The 14,799-nt window shown below is 63.2% G+C and carries 11 protein-coding genes; 6 read left to right on the top strand and 5 right to left on the bottom strand.

Going from position 1 to position 14,799, the window contains the following annotated elements:
* Positions 1 to 42: 42 nt before the first annotated feature.
* Positions 43 to 5,598, top strand: coding sequence for a hybrid sensor histidine kinase/response regulator (locus RBH19_RS12010; protein ID WP_306729091.1), 5,556 nt, complete (start codon positions 43 to 45; stop codon positions 5,596 to 5,598).
* Positions 5,599 to 5,645: 47 nt separating this feature from the next.
* Positions 5,646 to 6,146: a chemotaxis protein CheW gene (locus RBH19_RS12005; RefSeq protein ID WP_306729090.1), complete on the top strand. Its 501-nt coding sequence runs from the start codon at positions 5,646 to 5,648 to the stop codon at positions 6,144 to 6,146.
* Positions 6,147 to 6,161: 15 nt separating this feature from the next.
* Here RBH19_RS12005 and RBH19_RS12000 read toward each other — a convergent pair whose 3' ends face one another.
* The 3 genes from RBH19_RS12000 to argE all read right to left on the bottom strand — a co-directional run bounded on the left by RBH19_RS12000 (position 6,162) and on the right by argE (position 9,776).
* The gene (locus tag RBH19_RS12000; protein WP_306729089.1) at positions 6,162 to 6,878 is read right to left on the bottom strand and encodes a 16S rRNA (uracil(1498)-N(3))-methyltransferase; all 717 of its coding nucleotides are present in this window, start codon (positions 6,876 to 6,878) and stop codon (positions 6,162 to 6,164) included.
* A 6-nt stretch (positions 6,879 to 6,884) separates the two neighbouring features.
* Positions 6,885 to 8,240 (bottom strand): adenosylmethionine--8-amino-7-oxononanoate transaminase, encoded by a 1,356-nt coding sequence (locus tag RBH19_RS11995; RefSeq protein WP_306729088.1) that lies wholly within the window; start codon positions 8,238 to 8,240, stop codon positions 6,885 to 6,887.
* 387 nt (positions 8,241 to 8,627) lie between these two features.
* Positions 8,628 to 9,776, bottom strand: coding sequence for an acetylornithine deacetylase (gene argE, locus RBH19_RS11990; protein ID WP_306729087.1), 1,149 nt, complete (start codon positions 9,774 to 9,776; stop codon positions 8,628 to 8,630).
* A gap of 71 nt (positions 9,777 to 9,847) precedes the next feature.
* On the opposite strand from argE, the gene ampD reads away from it, so the two are divergent.
* Positions 9,848 to 10,435, top strand: coding sequence for a 1,6-anhydro-N-acetylmuramyl-L-alanine amidase AmpD (gene ampD, locus RBH19_RS11985; RefSeq protein WP_306729086.1), 588 nt, complete (start codon positions 9,848 to 9,850; stop codon positions 10,433 to 10,435).
* A gap of 58 nt (positions 10,436 to 10,493) precedes the next feature.
* On the top strand, positions 10,494 to 11,384 hold the full coding sequence (ampE, locus tag RBH19_RS11980; RefSeq protein WP_306729085.1) for a regulatory signaling modulator protein AmpE: 891 nt from the start codon (positions 10,494 to 10,496) through the stop codon (positions 11,382 to 11,384).
* Between the two features lie 181 nt (positions 11,385 to 11,565).
* Here the strand turns inward: ampE and RBH19_RS11975 are convergent, their stop codons facing one another.
* Positions 11,566 to 12,141 (bottom strand): cob(I)yrinic acid a,c-diamide adenosyltransferase, encoded by a 576-nt coding sequence (locus tag RBH19_RS11975; protein WP_306729084.1) that lies wholly within the window; start codon positions 12,139 to 12,141, stop codon positions 11,566 to 11,568.
* A gap of 171 nt (positions 12,142 to 12,312) precedes the next feature.
* Between RBH19_RS11975 and RBH19_RS11970 the strand changes: the two genes are divergently transcribed.
* Together RBH19_RS11970 and RBH19_RS11965 are read left to right on the top strand one after the other, a co-directional pair.
* The gene (locus RBH19_RS11970; protein WP_306729152.1) at positions 12,313 to 13,074 is read left to right on the top strand and encodes an inositol monophosphatase family protein; all 762 of its coding nucleotides are present in this window, start codon (positions 12,313 to 12,315) and stop codon (positions 13,072 to 13,074) included.
* Positions 13,075 to 13,128: 54 nt separating this feature from the next.
* Positions 13,129 to 13,953, top strand: coding sequence for a PhzF family protein (locus RBH19_RS11965; protein WP_306729083.1), 825 nt, complete (start codon positions 13,129 to 13,131; stop codon positions 13,951 to 13,953).
* 17 nt (positions 13,954 to 13,970) lie between these two features.
* Here RBH19_RS11965 and RBH19_RS11960 read toward each other — a convergent pair whose 3' ends face one another.
* Positions 13,971 to 14,639 (bottom strand): histidinol-phosphatase, encoded by a 669-nt coding sequence (locus RBH19_RS11960; RefSeq protein WP_306729082.1) that lies wholly within the window; start codon positions 14,637 to 14,639, stop codon positions 13,971 to 13,973.
* Between the last annotated feature and the right edge of the window lie 160 nt (positions 14,640 to 14,799).

The following is a 14,799-nucleotide window of genomic DNA, read 5'->3' as shown; positions in this document are numbered from 1 at the left end:
GGTTGGCCTGATGACCAAGATTAAGGGACCAGGAAAAGCGCCATGACACAGGCTGCCTCTGATTCGCTGCTCTGGATCAAATCGGAGCTCGATAACACCTTTACCCAGGCTCGCCATGGACTGGAAGCCTATGTGGAGGATGAGCAGCAGGATGGTCTTGAGAATTGCTTGCGTGCATTGCGCCAGGCGCATGGCACCCTGCGCATGGTCGAGGTGTATGGTGCCGCCATGCTGGCCGAGGAGATGGAAGCCCTGGGGCGTGCCATCGCGGAAGGGTCGGTCAAGGATGGCGACGGTGCCCTGGAGGTCCTCAGCCGTGGTCTGCTCCAGCTGCCCGACTACCTCGAGCGGGTCGTGGGTGGCCAGCCGGATGTGCCCCTCGCACTGCTCTCCCTGATCAATGACATGCGGGCTTCGCGGGGGCGTCCCCTGCTCAGCGAGAGTGCCATTTTTGCCAAGGACATCGGTGGCCGACGCCTGTCGGAGAAGGTCGCCCGCCCCGGTGCCGCGGTAGGCGACAGTCAGCAGCTTGCCCAGAAACTTCGCGGCAAGTTCCAGAAGGCTCTGCTGGGCTGGTACCGCGAACCCACGGCCGGCAAGTACCTCAAGGCCCTGGCCAAGATTGCCGAAAAGCTTGAAGAGGCCTCCGAGTCACCGCCGGTATTCCAGCTCTGGTGGGTGGTCGGTGGTGCTCTGGAGGCGCTGGCCCACGGTGGCCTGGAAGCCGATGTGAGCTTCAAGCAGCTGATGGGCCGCGTGGATCGTGAGATCAAGCGGCTGGCCGACCAGGGCGAGGACATCATCCAGTCCGATCCGCCTGAAGAACTCATCAACAACCTCCTTTACTACATCGCCCGCGCCACGGCGGGCGGTGATCGGGTGCGTGGCATTCGCGACAGCTTTGGTCTGGACGAGCTGTTGCCGGATGAGGAACGCCTGCGTTCGGTGGAGGATGCACTGGCCGGGCCCAACGCCGCCCTGATGCAGACCGTCTCCACGGCGGTGAAGGAAGACCTGGCACGAGTCAAGGACACCCTGGACATCCACGTCCGTACCGGACAGACGGATTCCAGTGAACTTGGCCCGCTGGCAGACCTGTTGCGCAAGGTGTCGGACACCCTGGGCATGCTCGGCCTTGATCACCTCAAGGAACGGGTGGCCAATGAGCGGGACAATCTGCAGCAGATGGCCCAGTCCCAGGCCGCAATCGACGACAACAGCCTGATGCAGACCGCCAGTGCGCTGCTGGAGGTCGAGCAACGTCTGGATCGCCAGATGGCCGGCGTGGCCACTGGCCGTGGTGACGACGACGGCGCCGACCAGGAAGTGTCCGGGGCAGTCATCCGGGAATGCATTGTCAACCTGGCCAAGGTCAAGGAGCGGGTGCAGGATTTCGTCAAGACACCCGAGCAGCGCGACAAGCTGGAGCCGATTCCGCAGCTGGTGCATCAGATTCGTGCCGGTCTCGGTCTGCTGGAGCTGGAACGGGCCGGGAATATCCTGCAGGCCGCTGCCCTGTTCATTCGCGACCGTATTTTCGGCAGTCAGGAAACGCCGGGGCCGGAGAGCCTTGATCGCCTGGCCGATGCCATTGTCAGCACGGAATTCTATCTGGAGACCATTCAGCAGGGCCGGGGGCGCCCCGAATCCATGCTGGACAATGCCGAACACTGCATTTCCGAGCTGGGCTATCGCCCGGGAGCATTGCCGGAGGATTCCGCCGCGGCGGCACCGTCGGATGCCGCCGGCGACGAGATCGTGCTGGAAGGTCCGCCGGACACGACGGACGAATCCATTGAGAGCGAGGCCCTGACGATGCCGGGTCTTGCCGAAGAGGAGGCAGGGCCGGAGGAGGAGACGGCACGTCCCGATGCCGGCCTGGAAGCGCAGGCCCCTGCTCCGGAGCCCGAGTCCGCGAGCAAGCCGGCCGCTCCGGCGAAGAAGAAACTGCCACCGGCCGATGAAGTGGCACCAGAGATCGTGGAGATCTTCCTCGAGGAAGCGGACGAGGAGCTCGCCTCCCTGCGCGAACAATATCCGCGCTGGCGGGACAATGCCGGTGATCAGGAGGCCCTGACTACCGTTCGCCGCTCTTTCCATACCCTGAAGGGCTCCGGGCGCATGGTCGGCGCCGAGTTCATTGGTGAATTTGCCTGGTCCTTCGAGAACCTTCTCAATCGCATCATTGATCAGACGGTGGACCCCGGACCGCCCATGGTGGCGCTGGTGGGCGATGCCATTGATGCCATTCCGGACCTGATTCGCCACCTCAAGGGTGAAGGCGACATCGAGGTGGACGCCGTCGGCCTGATGGAAAAGGCGGACGCCTACAGTCGCGGGGAACAGCCCGGTGAAGCCACGCCGGACCTGCATGCCGGCGCCCTTGAAGAGGCCGCTGCCACCGATGAAGAGCCGGAAGCGATTGAGATGCCGGCCGTTCCCGAGCCGGACGATTCCGCCGATGACGAGGCCGGGGTAGGGGAGCTCTCCTCCGAGGATCTCGACCTCAGTTTCGACGAATCCGATGACAGTGCTCTCGACGCGGCCCTGGATGAACTGGAGTGGCCGGCGGAAGAATACACCGCCGAGACCGAAGCCGGGCCGGATGCGACAGGAGTTGTCGGGGAAGCGGCGAGCGAAACGGCTGACGAGGCCGGGCTGGATCTGGAAGGTGAAGACGCCTTCGACGTCGAACCTGCCATGGATCCGGTGCTGTTCGAGATATTCCAGAAGGAAACGGATCGCCACCTGAGTACCGTCAGCGAGCAGGCCGACGCCATCAATGAAGAGCCGGTGATCAGCGCTGACCTGCTGCGCGCACTGCATACCCTGAATGGCAGTTCCCACACGGCCGACGTGGAAGAGATTCCCGCACTCATCGCACCGCTTGAGCGCCTGGCCCGGGAAATGCAGGAAGCCGACATTGCGCCGGATGCCGGTTTTGCCGACTTGCTGAGGGAGTCCGTGGCCGAAGTCCGCAAGCAGGTGGCGGGGCTGGCCACACCGGCCGGTGCGCCACAACCGGATGCCGCCCTGCTTGAACGCATCCATGAGCGTGCCCAGGCGCTGTCGGTGTCCACGGCCGTCGAGCCGGAGCCGGTTGCCGAAGACGAGAAAGTGAGCCATGCCGCCGATTCCACCGCCGCCAAGGTGGTGAGTCCGGATCGAATTCCGCTGGACGATCTGCCGGATTACGATGAGGAACTGGCCGGCGTCTTCATGGAAGAAGCGCTTGAGCTGCAGGAGGCGATGGACGAAGCGTTGCAGGAATGGCGGGTTGAGCGAGATGAGGCGGCATTGGTGGCGGCCCTTCAGCGCCATCTCCACACCCTGAAGGGCGGGGCCCGCATGTCCGGCCTCAAGCCCATGGGCGACCTCAGTCACGAGATGGAGACCGTCCTCACCAAGGCGGTGGATGGCAAGTTGCCCGTGAGCGCCGAGTTCACCAGCCTTATCCAGCGCTGCGTCGACCGGGTACACCGCATGATCGAACAGGTCGGGGCCGGCGAAGCCATCGTTGACGGTTCCGACCTGGAGGACGAGCTCAAGCGGCTCGATCGTCGGGGTGGGCGCGTCTTCGATGACGAGCCCGTCAGTGATCTCGAGCAGGAAGACGAGTGGACCCCGGAACCAGACGAAGCTCCCACCACTTCCACCCCTGTGGAGCCGACCGCCGGCGAAGCCCCTGCGGAAGAGTCGGCCCATGATCCGCTGGCTGAACATGGTGAGCGACGCAGTGCGTCCCGCGTGCAGCAGGAAGTGGTGCGTGTCCGTGCCGATTTGCTGGAAAACCTCCTCAACAATGCCGGTGAGGTCAGCATTTACCGCTCCCGGGTGGAGCAGCAGCTCTCCAACATGGACTTCCACCTCAAGGAACTGGATCAGACGGTGGATCGACTGCGCCATCAGTTCCGCGATCTGGAAATCGAGATCGAGGCGCAGGTGCGCTATCAGTGGGAGAAGGAAGAGGGGAGTGCCGACCTGGAATTCGACCCGCTGGAGCTTGATCGTTATTCCCAGCTTCAGCAGCTGTCACGGGCCCTGCAGGAGTCCGTGAGTGACCTTGTGAGTCTTCAGGGCCTGCTCAGCAACCATGCCCGCGAGGCCGAGACGCTGCTGGTGCAGCAGTCGCGTGTGAACACGGATCTGCAGGACGGGCTCATGCGCACCCGCATGCTGCCCTTCTCCCGTCATGCCCAGCGGCTGCGCCGCCTGGTGCGTCAGACCGCGGCCGAGGAAGGCAAGCAGGTGGATCTGCGCCTGATCGGTGGTGAAGGGGAAATGGATCGCCAGGTGCTGGAACGCATCATCGCACCCCTGGAGCACATGCTGCGTAACTCGGTGGTGCATGGTATTGAAACACCGGAAGAACGCGACAAGGACGGCAAGCCGGAAGAGGGCCTGATTGCCATCGAGCTTCACCGGGAAGGCTCGGAAGTGGTCATCGAGGTCATGGATGACGGGCGCGGCCTCAATGTACAGAAGATCCGGGCCCGGGCCGAGAAGATGGGTCTGGTCAAGCCGGGAGTGGAGCTGAGCGAAGCAGAGACCATCCAGTACATCCTCGAGCCCGGGTTCTCCACCGCGGATACCATTACCCAGACGGCCGGACGCGGCGTGGGCATGGATGTCGTCCACAGCGAGATCAAGCAGCTCGGTGGCAGCTTCCACATGACATCCAGTGAAGGGGTGGGGAGCCGTTTCACCATCCGCCTGCCCTATACCCTGGCCATTACCCAGGCTCTGATGGTGGATGTGGCGGACGAAGTGTTCGCCATCCCCCTGCCGTCCATCGAAGGTATCGTTCGCATTTCGAAGGACGAGATCGAACAGAAACTGGCCGATGAAGAGCCGCGTTTCCGATATGGCGGCCGCGACTATCAGCTTCAGCACCTGAGCGGCATGCTTGGATTTGGTCGTCCCAGCCTGCCGGACGACGCCAGTACCCTGCCCGTGCTGCTGGTGCGAGTCGGCGACTACGCTTCGGCTCTGGTGACTGAAGGCATGCGGGGCAGCCGCGAAGTGGTGGTGAAGTCCGTGGGCCCGCAGATTGCCAATGTGCGCGGGATTTCCGGTGCCACCATCATGGGCGATGGCAGCATTGTGCTTATTCTCGACGTGGGTGGCATGGTGCGCGGCGGCGTGCAGACCGTGACCACCGACATGGCCGAGCAGCCCGCCGCCGCCCGAGCGGATGAAACACCCACCGTCATGGTGGTGGACGATTCCATCACCGTGCGCCGCGTCACCGAACGCCTGCTCAAGCGTTATGGCCTCAAGGTGGTAACCGCGAAGGATGGTGTGGATGCGCTTGCCGAGCTGCAGGATGTCAAGCCGGACGTGATGCTGCTGGATATCGAGATGCCCCGCATGGACGGCTATGAACTGGCCACCCACATGCGCAACGATGAAGAGCTGAAATCCGTGCCCATCATCATGATCACCTCCCGAACCGGGGACAAGCACCGTAACCGGGCCTTCGAGATCGGTGTCGATCGTTATCTCGGCAAGCCCTATCAGGAAACCGAGCTGATGGAAAACATCCGTTCGCTGGTGGGTGACTTCGATCCTCAACGAACCAGCATGGGTAGCGAGTGAAGGGCCTAATGATTGATCATCGAAATGCCGGGCGGAGCTGAGAAGCGATGACAGAGCGAATCGAAGACGTCTACAGCCTGCTGGTTCCCATCAGTGGTGGCAAGCTGATCGTCCCGCGTAGTGCGGTGCGCGAAGTCATGGGTTACAGCCTGCCCCATGGCCGCCCGGACAACGCACCGGAATGGTTCATGGGCATGGTGCGCTGGGAGAAGCAGTCGGTGCCCCTGGTGTGTTTCGAGGCCGCCTGCGGGCGTGGCATTCCTGAGAGCAGCAGCCGGACGCGCATCACCTATTTTCACGCCCTCAAGGGCTGGTTGAATCCGCCAGTGATCGCGGTCATGACCCAGGGCTACCCCTATCTGGTGCGCGTCACCGAAGGGGTGCTCAGTGGTGGTGGCAAGCCGGATCTTCCCGAGCACGCCCCGGTCATCACCCAGATCCGCATGGCCAACGAGCGCCCCATCGTACCCGACCTCGAGAGTCTCGAGGAGCGCCTGCGCGAATACCTGCCCGAGCGGGAAACCGCCATGGTGGACCAGGAGGGCTGAACGTCCTCCGGCCGATCAGCGAAAGTCCCCCTGAATGGCCTGCATGACTGCCAGTGCGGCCACGCCAGCGGTTTCGGTCCGCAGGATGCGTGGGCCGAGCGTGACACCCCGAAAGCCGAGATATCGCAGCGTCGCCAGCTCTCCGTCACTCAGGCCGCCCTCTGGTCCCACCACCAGACTGGCGTGGGCCGCGAAGCCGCCATCAATCAGCTTGCCATCCCCCTGCGGATCCAGATAGAAGCCCTCGCGGTAGCTGACCGGCGGCAATTCCGCCAGCCCGCAGGCGGCTTCCAGCCGTGGCAGACAGGTTCGGCCTGATTGTTCACAGGCCGAACGGATGACACCCTGCCAGTGATCCATGCGTCTGGCGAGGCGCTTGTCGTCCAGTTTGACCACGCTTCGCTCGCAGAACACTGGCCGGATGGCACTCACCCCCAGCTCCACCGCCTTCTGCAGGGTGTAGTCCATGCGTTGCCCCCGGCTGATGCCCTGAATCAGGCAGACCGAAAGCGGTGATTCGGCCTGGCGTCCGGTCGCCGACCCGATCCTAACCTCGCCATCGGCCAGCAGTTCGCCCTCGAATTCTCCACCGACACCGTCGAGCAGGTGCAAAGGATGACCGGGTTGCAGCCGCAGAACCTTGCCAAGATGGTGCCGGGCATCTCCCGGGAGGGAGACGATGGCCCCTGGCTCAAGTGTCAGTGGGTGCAGCAGAACCCTTGGAATTCGCATGCCTCATTATTCCTGTTTCGTCGCCAGATCCACGCCTTCCAGGGCGATCTGCGCCACATGATCAATCTGTTCTTCGTTGATCACATAGGGTGGCATGAAATAGACCACATGGCCCAGTGGCCGCAGCAGAACGTCATTCTCAAGGCCGTGACGATAGACCGTCAGGCCGCGCCGCTCCTTCCAGGGGAAGGGCTTTCTTGTCGCCGGATCCTGCATCATCTCCGCAGCGAGAATCATGCCGTGCTGGCGTACCTCTCGGATGTGGGGGTGATCCGCCAGGGGGGCAAAGGCGCGGGCTGCATGATTAGCCAGCACCCGATTGCGGGCGATGACGTCATCGTCCTCGAAGATTTGCAGGGTTTCCAGGGCCACGCGGCAGGCCAGGGGGTTGCCGGTGTAGCTGTGGGAATGGAGGAAGGCGGTCAGGTTCTCATAATCATCATAGAAAGCCTGATAGACCCTGTCCGTGGTCATGACGGCGGACAGGGGGAGATAACCCGCCGTCAGGCCCTTGGACAGGCACATGAAATCCGGGCTGATGTCGGCCTGTTCACAGGCGAACAGGGTGCCGGTGCGCCCGAACCCCACGGCGATTTCATCGGCGATCAGGTGCACATCGAATTGATCACAGGCCTCGCGCAGGAGTTTCAGGTACACCGGGTGATACATGCGCATACCCCCGGCGCACTGCACCAGTGGTTCCACGATGACCGCGCTCACTTCTTCATGATGGCGCTGGAGCAGGTCCCGCATGGGTTCGAACTGGCGTCGGGAGAAGGCTTCCCAGCTTTCTCCGTCTTCCCGCTCGAAACAGTCCGGTGAGGGAGCGGTGATTGTCTCCATCAAGAGCGGCCCGTAGGTTTCCTTGTAGAGCGCCACATTACCCACCGCCAGGGCGCCCAGGGTCTCACCGTGGTAGCTGTTGGCCAGGGTGATGAAGCGTTTCTTTTCCCCCCGGCCCACATTGCGCCAGTAATGGAAGCTCATCTTCACGGCCACTTCCACCGCCGAGGAGCCGTTGTCGGCATAGAAGCAGCGTTCCAGCTTCGGCGGTGTGACTTCGATCAGTTTCTCGGCCAGCGCGACCGCCGGCTCGTGGCTGAAACCGGCCAGAATCACGTGTTCCAGCTTGTCCATCTGATCACGCAGCGCGGCGTTGATGCGGGGATTGGCATGACCGAAGAGATTCACCCACCAGGAACTGACCGCGTCGATGTAGCGATTGCCGTCAAAATCCTCCAGCCACACCCCTTCGCCCCGTTTCACGGGTACCAGGGGCAGCCATTCGTGGTCCTTCATCTGGGTGCAGGGGTGCCAAAGCGCGGCGAGGTCGCGGGCGACCAGGGAGGCATTATCGGTCATGGTGGGGCCTTTCTGTCTGCAGTCAACCGGAAGCGGGGTATTGTGGTTTACCGCTTTGCCTATCGCAAGGGCGCCATCGCTTCGTCGTGACGCGTGAATCGTGAATCGAAGGGGAGCGGTAGAGGGTGGCGGGGCGCTTTTGATACTGCGGCTTCGAAGGTGAGGTGTGAGGCGTTAGGAGTGAGGTGAAAGGCGGGGCGCCTGATGGCGCCCAACGGCCGGCCGTCGGCCGGCCTGAATCGCGCAAAGCGCGGAAGCCGAAGGCTTCGGGTTTTCTCCTCGTGCCTCACACCTCACCTTCGAAGCCGTCACACGATGAGCGCCCCCGCACCGTCTACCGCCCCCCTCCGATTCACGTCTTACGATTCACCATTCACTCGTCCCAGCTCAGCCTTTCTTCACACAAAAGCGCTGAATCAGGCCATCAATCAGATCCAGCGTCGGCTGCAGCGTCTCCGTGGCCAGAAACTCATCCGGCTGGTGGGCCTGGGCGATGTCACCGGGGCCGATGATCACCGTGTCGATGCCCAGTTCCTGCAGGAACGGCCCTTCGGTGGAAAAGGCGACGGCCTCGGGTTCGCGCCCGGTGAGTTCGGTGACGGCCTTGACGATGTCCGACTCCATGGGCGTGTTCAGCCCGCCGACACCGTCGAAAAGATCCAGGAACTCCAGTTCCAGGCCGGTATCACTCACGACCTGGCGGATTCGCTGCTGCAGGCCTGCGCGGGTTTCAGCCATGTCCTGTTCCGGCAGGGTGCGCAGGTCGTAATGGATCTCCGCCTCCGGACAGATCCGGTTCGGGTTGTCGCCGCCATGGACATGGCCCAGATTGAGCGTGGGGAAGGGCACATGAAAGGCAGGGTTGTGGTACTGCCGCGCCATTTCTTCCCGAAAGCCCATCAGCTCGCCGATGACCTTGTGCAGGCCTTCAAGGGCGTTGTTGCCGAGCGAAGGGTCACTGGAATGGCCGGATCGACCCCGCAGCCGTACCCCTTCCATGTAAATGCCCTTGTGAAGGTGCACGGGCGTCAGCCGCGTGGGTTCGCCGATGATGGCGCAGCGCGCGCGCAGACTGTGTTCGGCTACCAGTGCCTTGCCGCCGGCCATGCTGGATTCCTCGTCCGCCGTGCCCAGAATGATGATGGGTTCGGCCAGATCCTCGCCCCGGTAGCGGCTGGCGGCCTCGATGGCCAGGCCCAGGAAGGCCTTCATGTCGCAGGTGCCAAGGCCGTAATAGCGGTTGTCCTTCTCCACCAGCTTGAAGGGGTCGGTGTTCCAGCGGTTCTCATCGTAGGGCACGGTGTCGGTGTGCCCCGCCAGCACCAGTCCGCCACTGCCCTTGCCGAGGGTGGCAATGACATTGAATTTGTCCTCGCCTTCCACGGCCTGCAGGCGAACCGAAAAATCGAGTGCCTCCAGCCACTCCGCCAGCTTCTCCGAGACCTCCCGGTTGCCGGTGTCGAATTCCGGGGTGACGGCGCTCATGGAGGGGGAGGCAATCAGCTCACTGAGCATGTCCTTGAGGGTCGGGCGCATGGTTTCGGACTCCTGCCTGATATAGTGGGCGGCATGATGCAATGCCACCTTAGCGCAGGAATCCCGGTGCCGTGAACACTCTGCCTGACATCCACGACGGCCTGATGGAGGGCGCGCGCCAGTGCCCTTCGCCCAATCACGATGCGAGACCGGCGGACTGCGCACCCTCCCTGCTGGTCATTCATGGCATCAGCCTGCCACCGGGGCAATTCGGTGGGCCCTGGGTTGACGCACTGTTTCGCAATCAGCTGCCATCCGGGGAACACCCCTTTTTCCGGCAAATCGCGGGCCTGCGGGTTTCCAGCCATCTGCTGATCCGGCGCGACGGTGAGCTGGTTCAGTATGTCCCCTTTCAGCGCCGAGCCTGGCATGCGGGTGTCAGCCACCATCAGGGACGCCGTGCCTGCAATGACATTGCCATCGGCATTGAGCTTGAAGGCACGGACGAGCTGCCCTACACCGACGCCCAGTATCGCCGCCTCGGGCCGGTGGCGGCGGCCATCAGTCGCCACTATCCTGATATCAGCGCGGAAAGGGTGGTGGGCCATTGCCATATTGCGCCCGGCCGCAAGAGTGATCCGGGGCCCCATTTCCAGTGGTTCCGCCTGCGCCAGGCCATGCGGAACTGGTCGGCGAGCGGGTCGGGGGCTGGAGCGTAGCGCGGTCAGGCAGTATCCTTCACTGACATCAAAGCTGAGTACTAAGGGGGACGGTTCGATGACATTCCTTGCCATCATCGCGGCCTTGGCGCTGGAGCGTGCCCTGCACGCGGCCGACCTGGAACATTTCCGGCGCATGCAATGGTTCAGTGCCTTCCGCGACCAGCTTCTGCAGCCCCTCGCTTCAGTACCCGGCGGCAATGGCCCGCTGGGTGTCGCCGCCGTCTGCCTCCTGCCGACGGTGATGATCTGGCTGGCCGTCTGGCTGCTGGCCCAGTTCTCCGTGGTGCTCGCCTTCGCGCTGAGTGTGTTTGTGCTGCTCTATTGCCTCGGGCCCGGCGAGATTCTTGGCCAGCTCAAGCGTTATCTGGATGCCCATGACCCCTCCGCCGACGAGGGTGGTGATGCCAGTCGACTGGCCGCAGAGATCATGGAATCGGAGCAGGGGCTTTCGCCCGAGGACGACAGCCACCGCGCGGTGACCGAAGCGGCACTGGTGCGCGCCAATGATCGCCTGTTCGCGGTCATTTTCTGGTTCGTCCTTCTCGGGCCGGCCGGGGCCGTGCTCTATCGCAGCGCCGATCTTCTGCGTCGAGGCATCACCGTGCCGGGTGAGGAAGCCCGCACCGGTCTGGCCCAGCATGCCGTGATGTTCGAAGGAATTCTCGCCTGGCTGCCGGCTCGTCTGCTGGCCATCAGCTACGCCCTGACCGGCAGTTTCGAGGAAGCCATGGCCGACTGGAAGGCCTATTACGAGGAATGCACCGAACCCTTCTTCGAAACCAGCGAAGGCGTGCTCTCCTGTGCCGGCTGCGGTGCCCTGCGCATTTCCGCCGGCACGACCGAGTCCGGGTTGGCGGTGGTGCGCAGCGCCCGTGGTCTGTTGATGCGCAGTCTGGTGCTGTGGCTGGCCGTGCTGGCGATGTTGACGTTGGCGGGATTGACCTAGAGCCCCAGTGATCAGATGGCTCAACAGTCGTAGTCGTAGTCGTAATCGTAATCGGCTTTTTCAAAAGCAGCCATGAGCGACGAGCGAAAAGACAACAGCCCCGCCGTACCGGCTCTTAAGGTGTTGCTCGTAGGTCGTTTTTCCCTGCTTGTGACCTGGTAAAAGCCGATTACGAATACGATTACGATTTATTGGAATCACCCCCCGCCTGGCTGTATCCCTTTTTCCAGATCACTTCTTCGCCCTGTTCGTGGCGCACGATCACGCGGGCCAGCACGAACAGCAGATCCGAGAGGCGGTTGAGGTAGCGGGCCACTTCCGGATTGATGGCTTCCTGTTTGCTCAGGGTCCACACCACGCGCTCGGCTCGACGGCAGACCGTGCGGGCCAGATGGCAGGCCGCCGTGGCGCGTCCGCCACTGGGGAGAATGAAGTCCTCCAGCGCGGGCAGCCCGGCATTGAATCCATCCAGGGATTGCTCGAGGCGTTCGGTGTAATCGGCGGAGATCACTGTCCAGCCCGGCATGCAGAGCTCGCCGCCCAGATCGAAGAGATCATGCTGGACGCGCATCAGGCAGTGGCGGATGTCCTCCGGCAGGTCTTCCGCCAGGACCATGCCCACCACCGCATTGAGCTCGTCCGTGGTGCCGTAAGCGCTGACACGGGCATCGTCCTTGTCCACCCGGCTGCCGTCGCCCAGGCCGGTGGTCCCCTTGTCGCCGGTGCGTGTATAGATCTTGCTCAGTCGCTTGCCCATGCTGTCGTCCCGCGTTCGCTGTGGAGAAGGCCGGCAAATGGTCGTCTGGCGGTGCGGTAGTGTCAAGCACGCCACGGGTTCTTGCCTGCACAATCCGGCGGCCTCCGGTATATTGAGGTATCCATCCGCCGGGGCTGAGGAGCATGTTCCTTGAGTGATTATCAGGCTTGTCTGGACAGTGCGCGCCGGGCGGCGGAGGCGGCGGGCAGAGTCCTCCATGAGGCCTTCTCCGGGGGTGCCCGGGATGTGCGCTTCAAGGAAGACCAGACCCCCGTCACCGAAGTGGACCTTGCCGCCGAGGCGGTGATTCTGCAAACGCTGAAGAGCGACTGGCCGGAGCATGGGGTCTGGAGCGAGGAAAGCGGCCGGGATAGCCGGGATGCCGAGTTCCTCTGGCTGGTGGATCCCCTCGACGGAACACGAAGCTTCATTCGCGGCACGCCCTTCTTCTCCACGCAGATTGCCCTGATGCATCGTGGCCGGCTGGTGGCTGGTGTATCCGCTGCCCCCCTTTTTGGGGAGATGGCCTGGGCCTGTGAGGGGGGTGGCGCCTGGCTCAATGATGAGCCGATCCGTGTCAGTGACGTGGGCGGCCTGCGTGAGGCCACCCTGTCGGCCGGAAATCTCGGCAGTCTGGCGAAGGACGGCGACGCCTGGGGCCGATACGGTGATCTTCTGACCCGGGTCGAGCGCATGCGTGGTTATGGTGATTTCTGTCACTATCACTTGCTGGCCCGCGGTGCAGTGGATATCGTCGTGGAGTCGGACGTGAACATTCTTGACGTGGCAGCGCTGGCGGTGATCGTCGCCGAGGCCGGTGGCCGGGTCAGTCAGCTGGATGGGCGTCCGCTGGATCTTGAGACTCGCGATATACTGGCCAGCAACGGCCGGCTTCATAGTGCCGTGCTGCGCCAGCTTGCCTGGTCACGCTGAATTCAGCCACGATCCCGTTATCCATACCCTGAACCATTCATACGGATGTCATTAATGATGCAATTGCCCATCTTCCAGGTGGACGCCTTCGCCGATCGTGTCTTTGCCGGGAATCCGGCGGCTGTCGTGCCCCTGCCGCACTGGATTGACGCGGGCCTGATGCAGGCCATCGCCGCCGAGAACAATCTGTCGGAAACAGCCTTCATCGTGGGTGAAGGTGATCACTGGGAAATTCGCTGGTTCACGCCGAGCACTGAAGTGGATCTGTGTGGGCATGCCACCCTGGCCGCCGTCTGGGTCATTCGCCATCGCCTGAGCCAGGGTGTGGGCACCGTCCGCCTGGAGTCGGCCTCCGGTCAGCTGCGTGTGAATGTGGACGAGGAGGAGCGCCTGGTACTGGATTTTCCGGCCCGCCCGCCGGTGCCCGGGGCAGCCGAGCTCCGTGATGCGCTCACCGATGCCCTCGGGGAGGAACCGGAAGTGGTCATGACGGCCAGTGACGTACTGGCGGTCTACCGCAACCCGGCCAGCGTCACGGGCATGAACCCGGACATGACCCGCCTGGCCGGGATCGAGGCGCGCGGCGTCATTGTGACCGCCCCCGGCGATGGCAACTATGACTTCATCTCGCGCTTCTTCGGGCCGCGGGTGGGTGTGCCGGAAGATCCGGTAACCGGCTCGGCTCACTGCACGCTGGTGCCCTACTGGGCCAAGCGCCTGGAAGTCACCCGTCTGCGCGCCCGTCAGGTCTCCGCACGCGGCGGCGAGCTGGCCTGTCGCCTGGTGGGAGATCGGGTCCACATTGCCGGCCACGCCACGCTCTACATGAGTGGTGTGATCGACATCCCGGAGGTGCCGGTCGCCGCCGGCGGGGAGTGAGCCGGCTTCGCCCTGGCTCAACCCTCCCTTGAGACGGACAGGCGCATCACCGGCCAACCCCTGTCGCGAGCGATCTCGGCCAAAGCCGGGTCGGGATTGACGGCCACGGCCCTGCCCACGGCCTCTAGCAGCGGCAGATCGTTGCGTGAGTCGGAATAGAAGACCGCCTCCGTCAGGCTGGCGGTCTGTCCATCCAGCCATTCCCTCAGTCGCTGCAGCTTGCCGTCCTGAAAGCAGGGGGTTCCCGCCACCCGGCCCGTGAATTCGCCATTGCGCATTTCCGGCTCCGTGGCCAGCAGGTGATCGACCCCGAAAAGCTGGGCAATGGGTTCGGTGACAAAGCGGTTGGTGGCCGTGATGATCAGGGGCAGCTCACCGGCGGCACGATGCCGGTCGATGAGATGAAGCGATGCCGTCGGAATCCGATCCATGATCTTGCGTTCCAGGAAGTCCGCACGCCACTGCTCCAGCTGCCGACGCGGATGGGCGGCCAGTGGTTCCAGGGCAAAGGCGAGAAAGTCCATGATGTCCAGCTCTCCGGCCTTGTAGGCCTCGTAGTAACGCTGGTTCTCCCGGCGATAATGCTCGCCGTCCACCACACCCAGTTCCACCAGGTACTCGCCCCAGAGATAATCGCTATCCCCGTCCAGCAGGGTATTGTCCAGATCAAACAAAGCCAGTCGCATGTTCTAATCCTGAAATCGTAATCGTAATCGTAATCGTAATCGGCCTTTCAACCGTAGCTCGTAACCCTCGAAAAAGCCGATTACGACTACGATTACGATCACGACGACGAGCCATCGCCCGCACCCGCCATTGCTCCACGCCGCTGCCCGTGCAAGAATC

Source organism: Natronospira bacteriovora, from assembly GCF_030848495.1.
Lineage (GTDB): Bacteria > Pseudomonadota > Gammaproteobacteria > Natronospirales > Natronospiraceae > Natronospira > Natronospira bacteriovora.
Note: the sequence above shows the minus strand (reverse complement) of the source record. Positions and strands in the feature narration are given on the sequence as shown.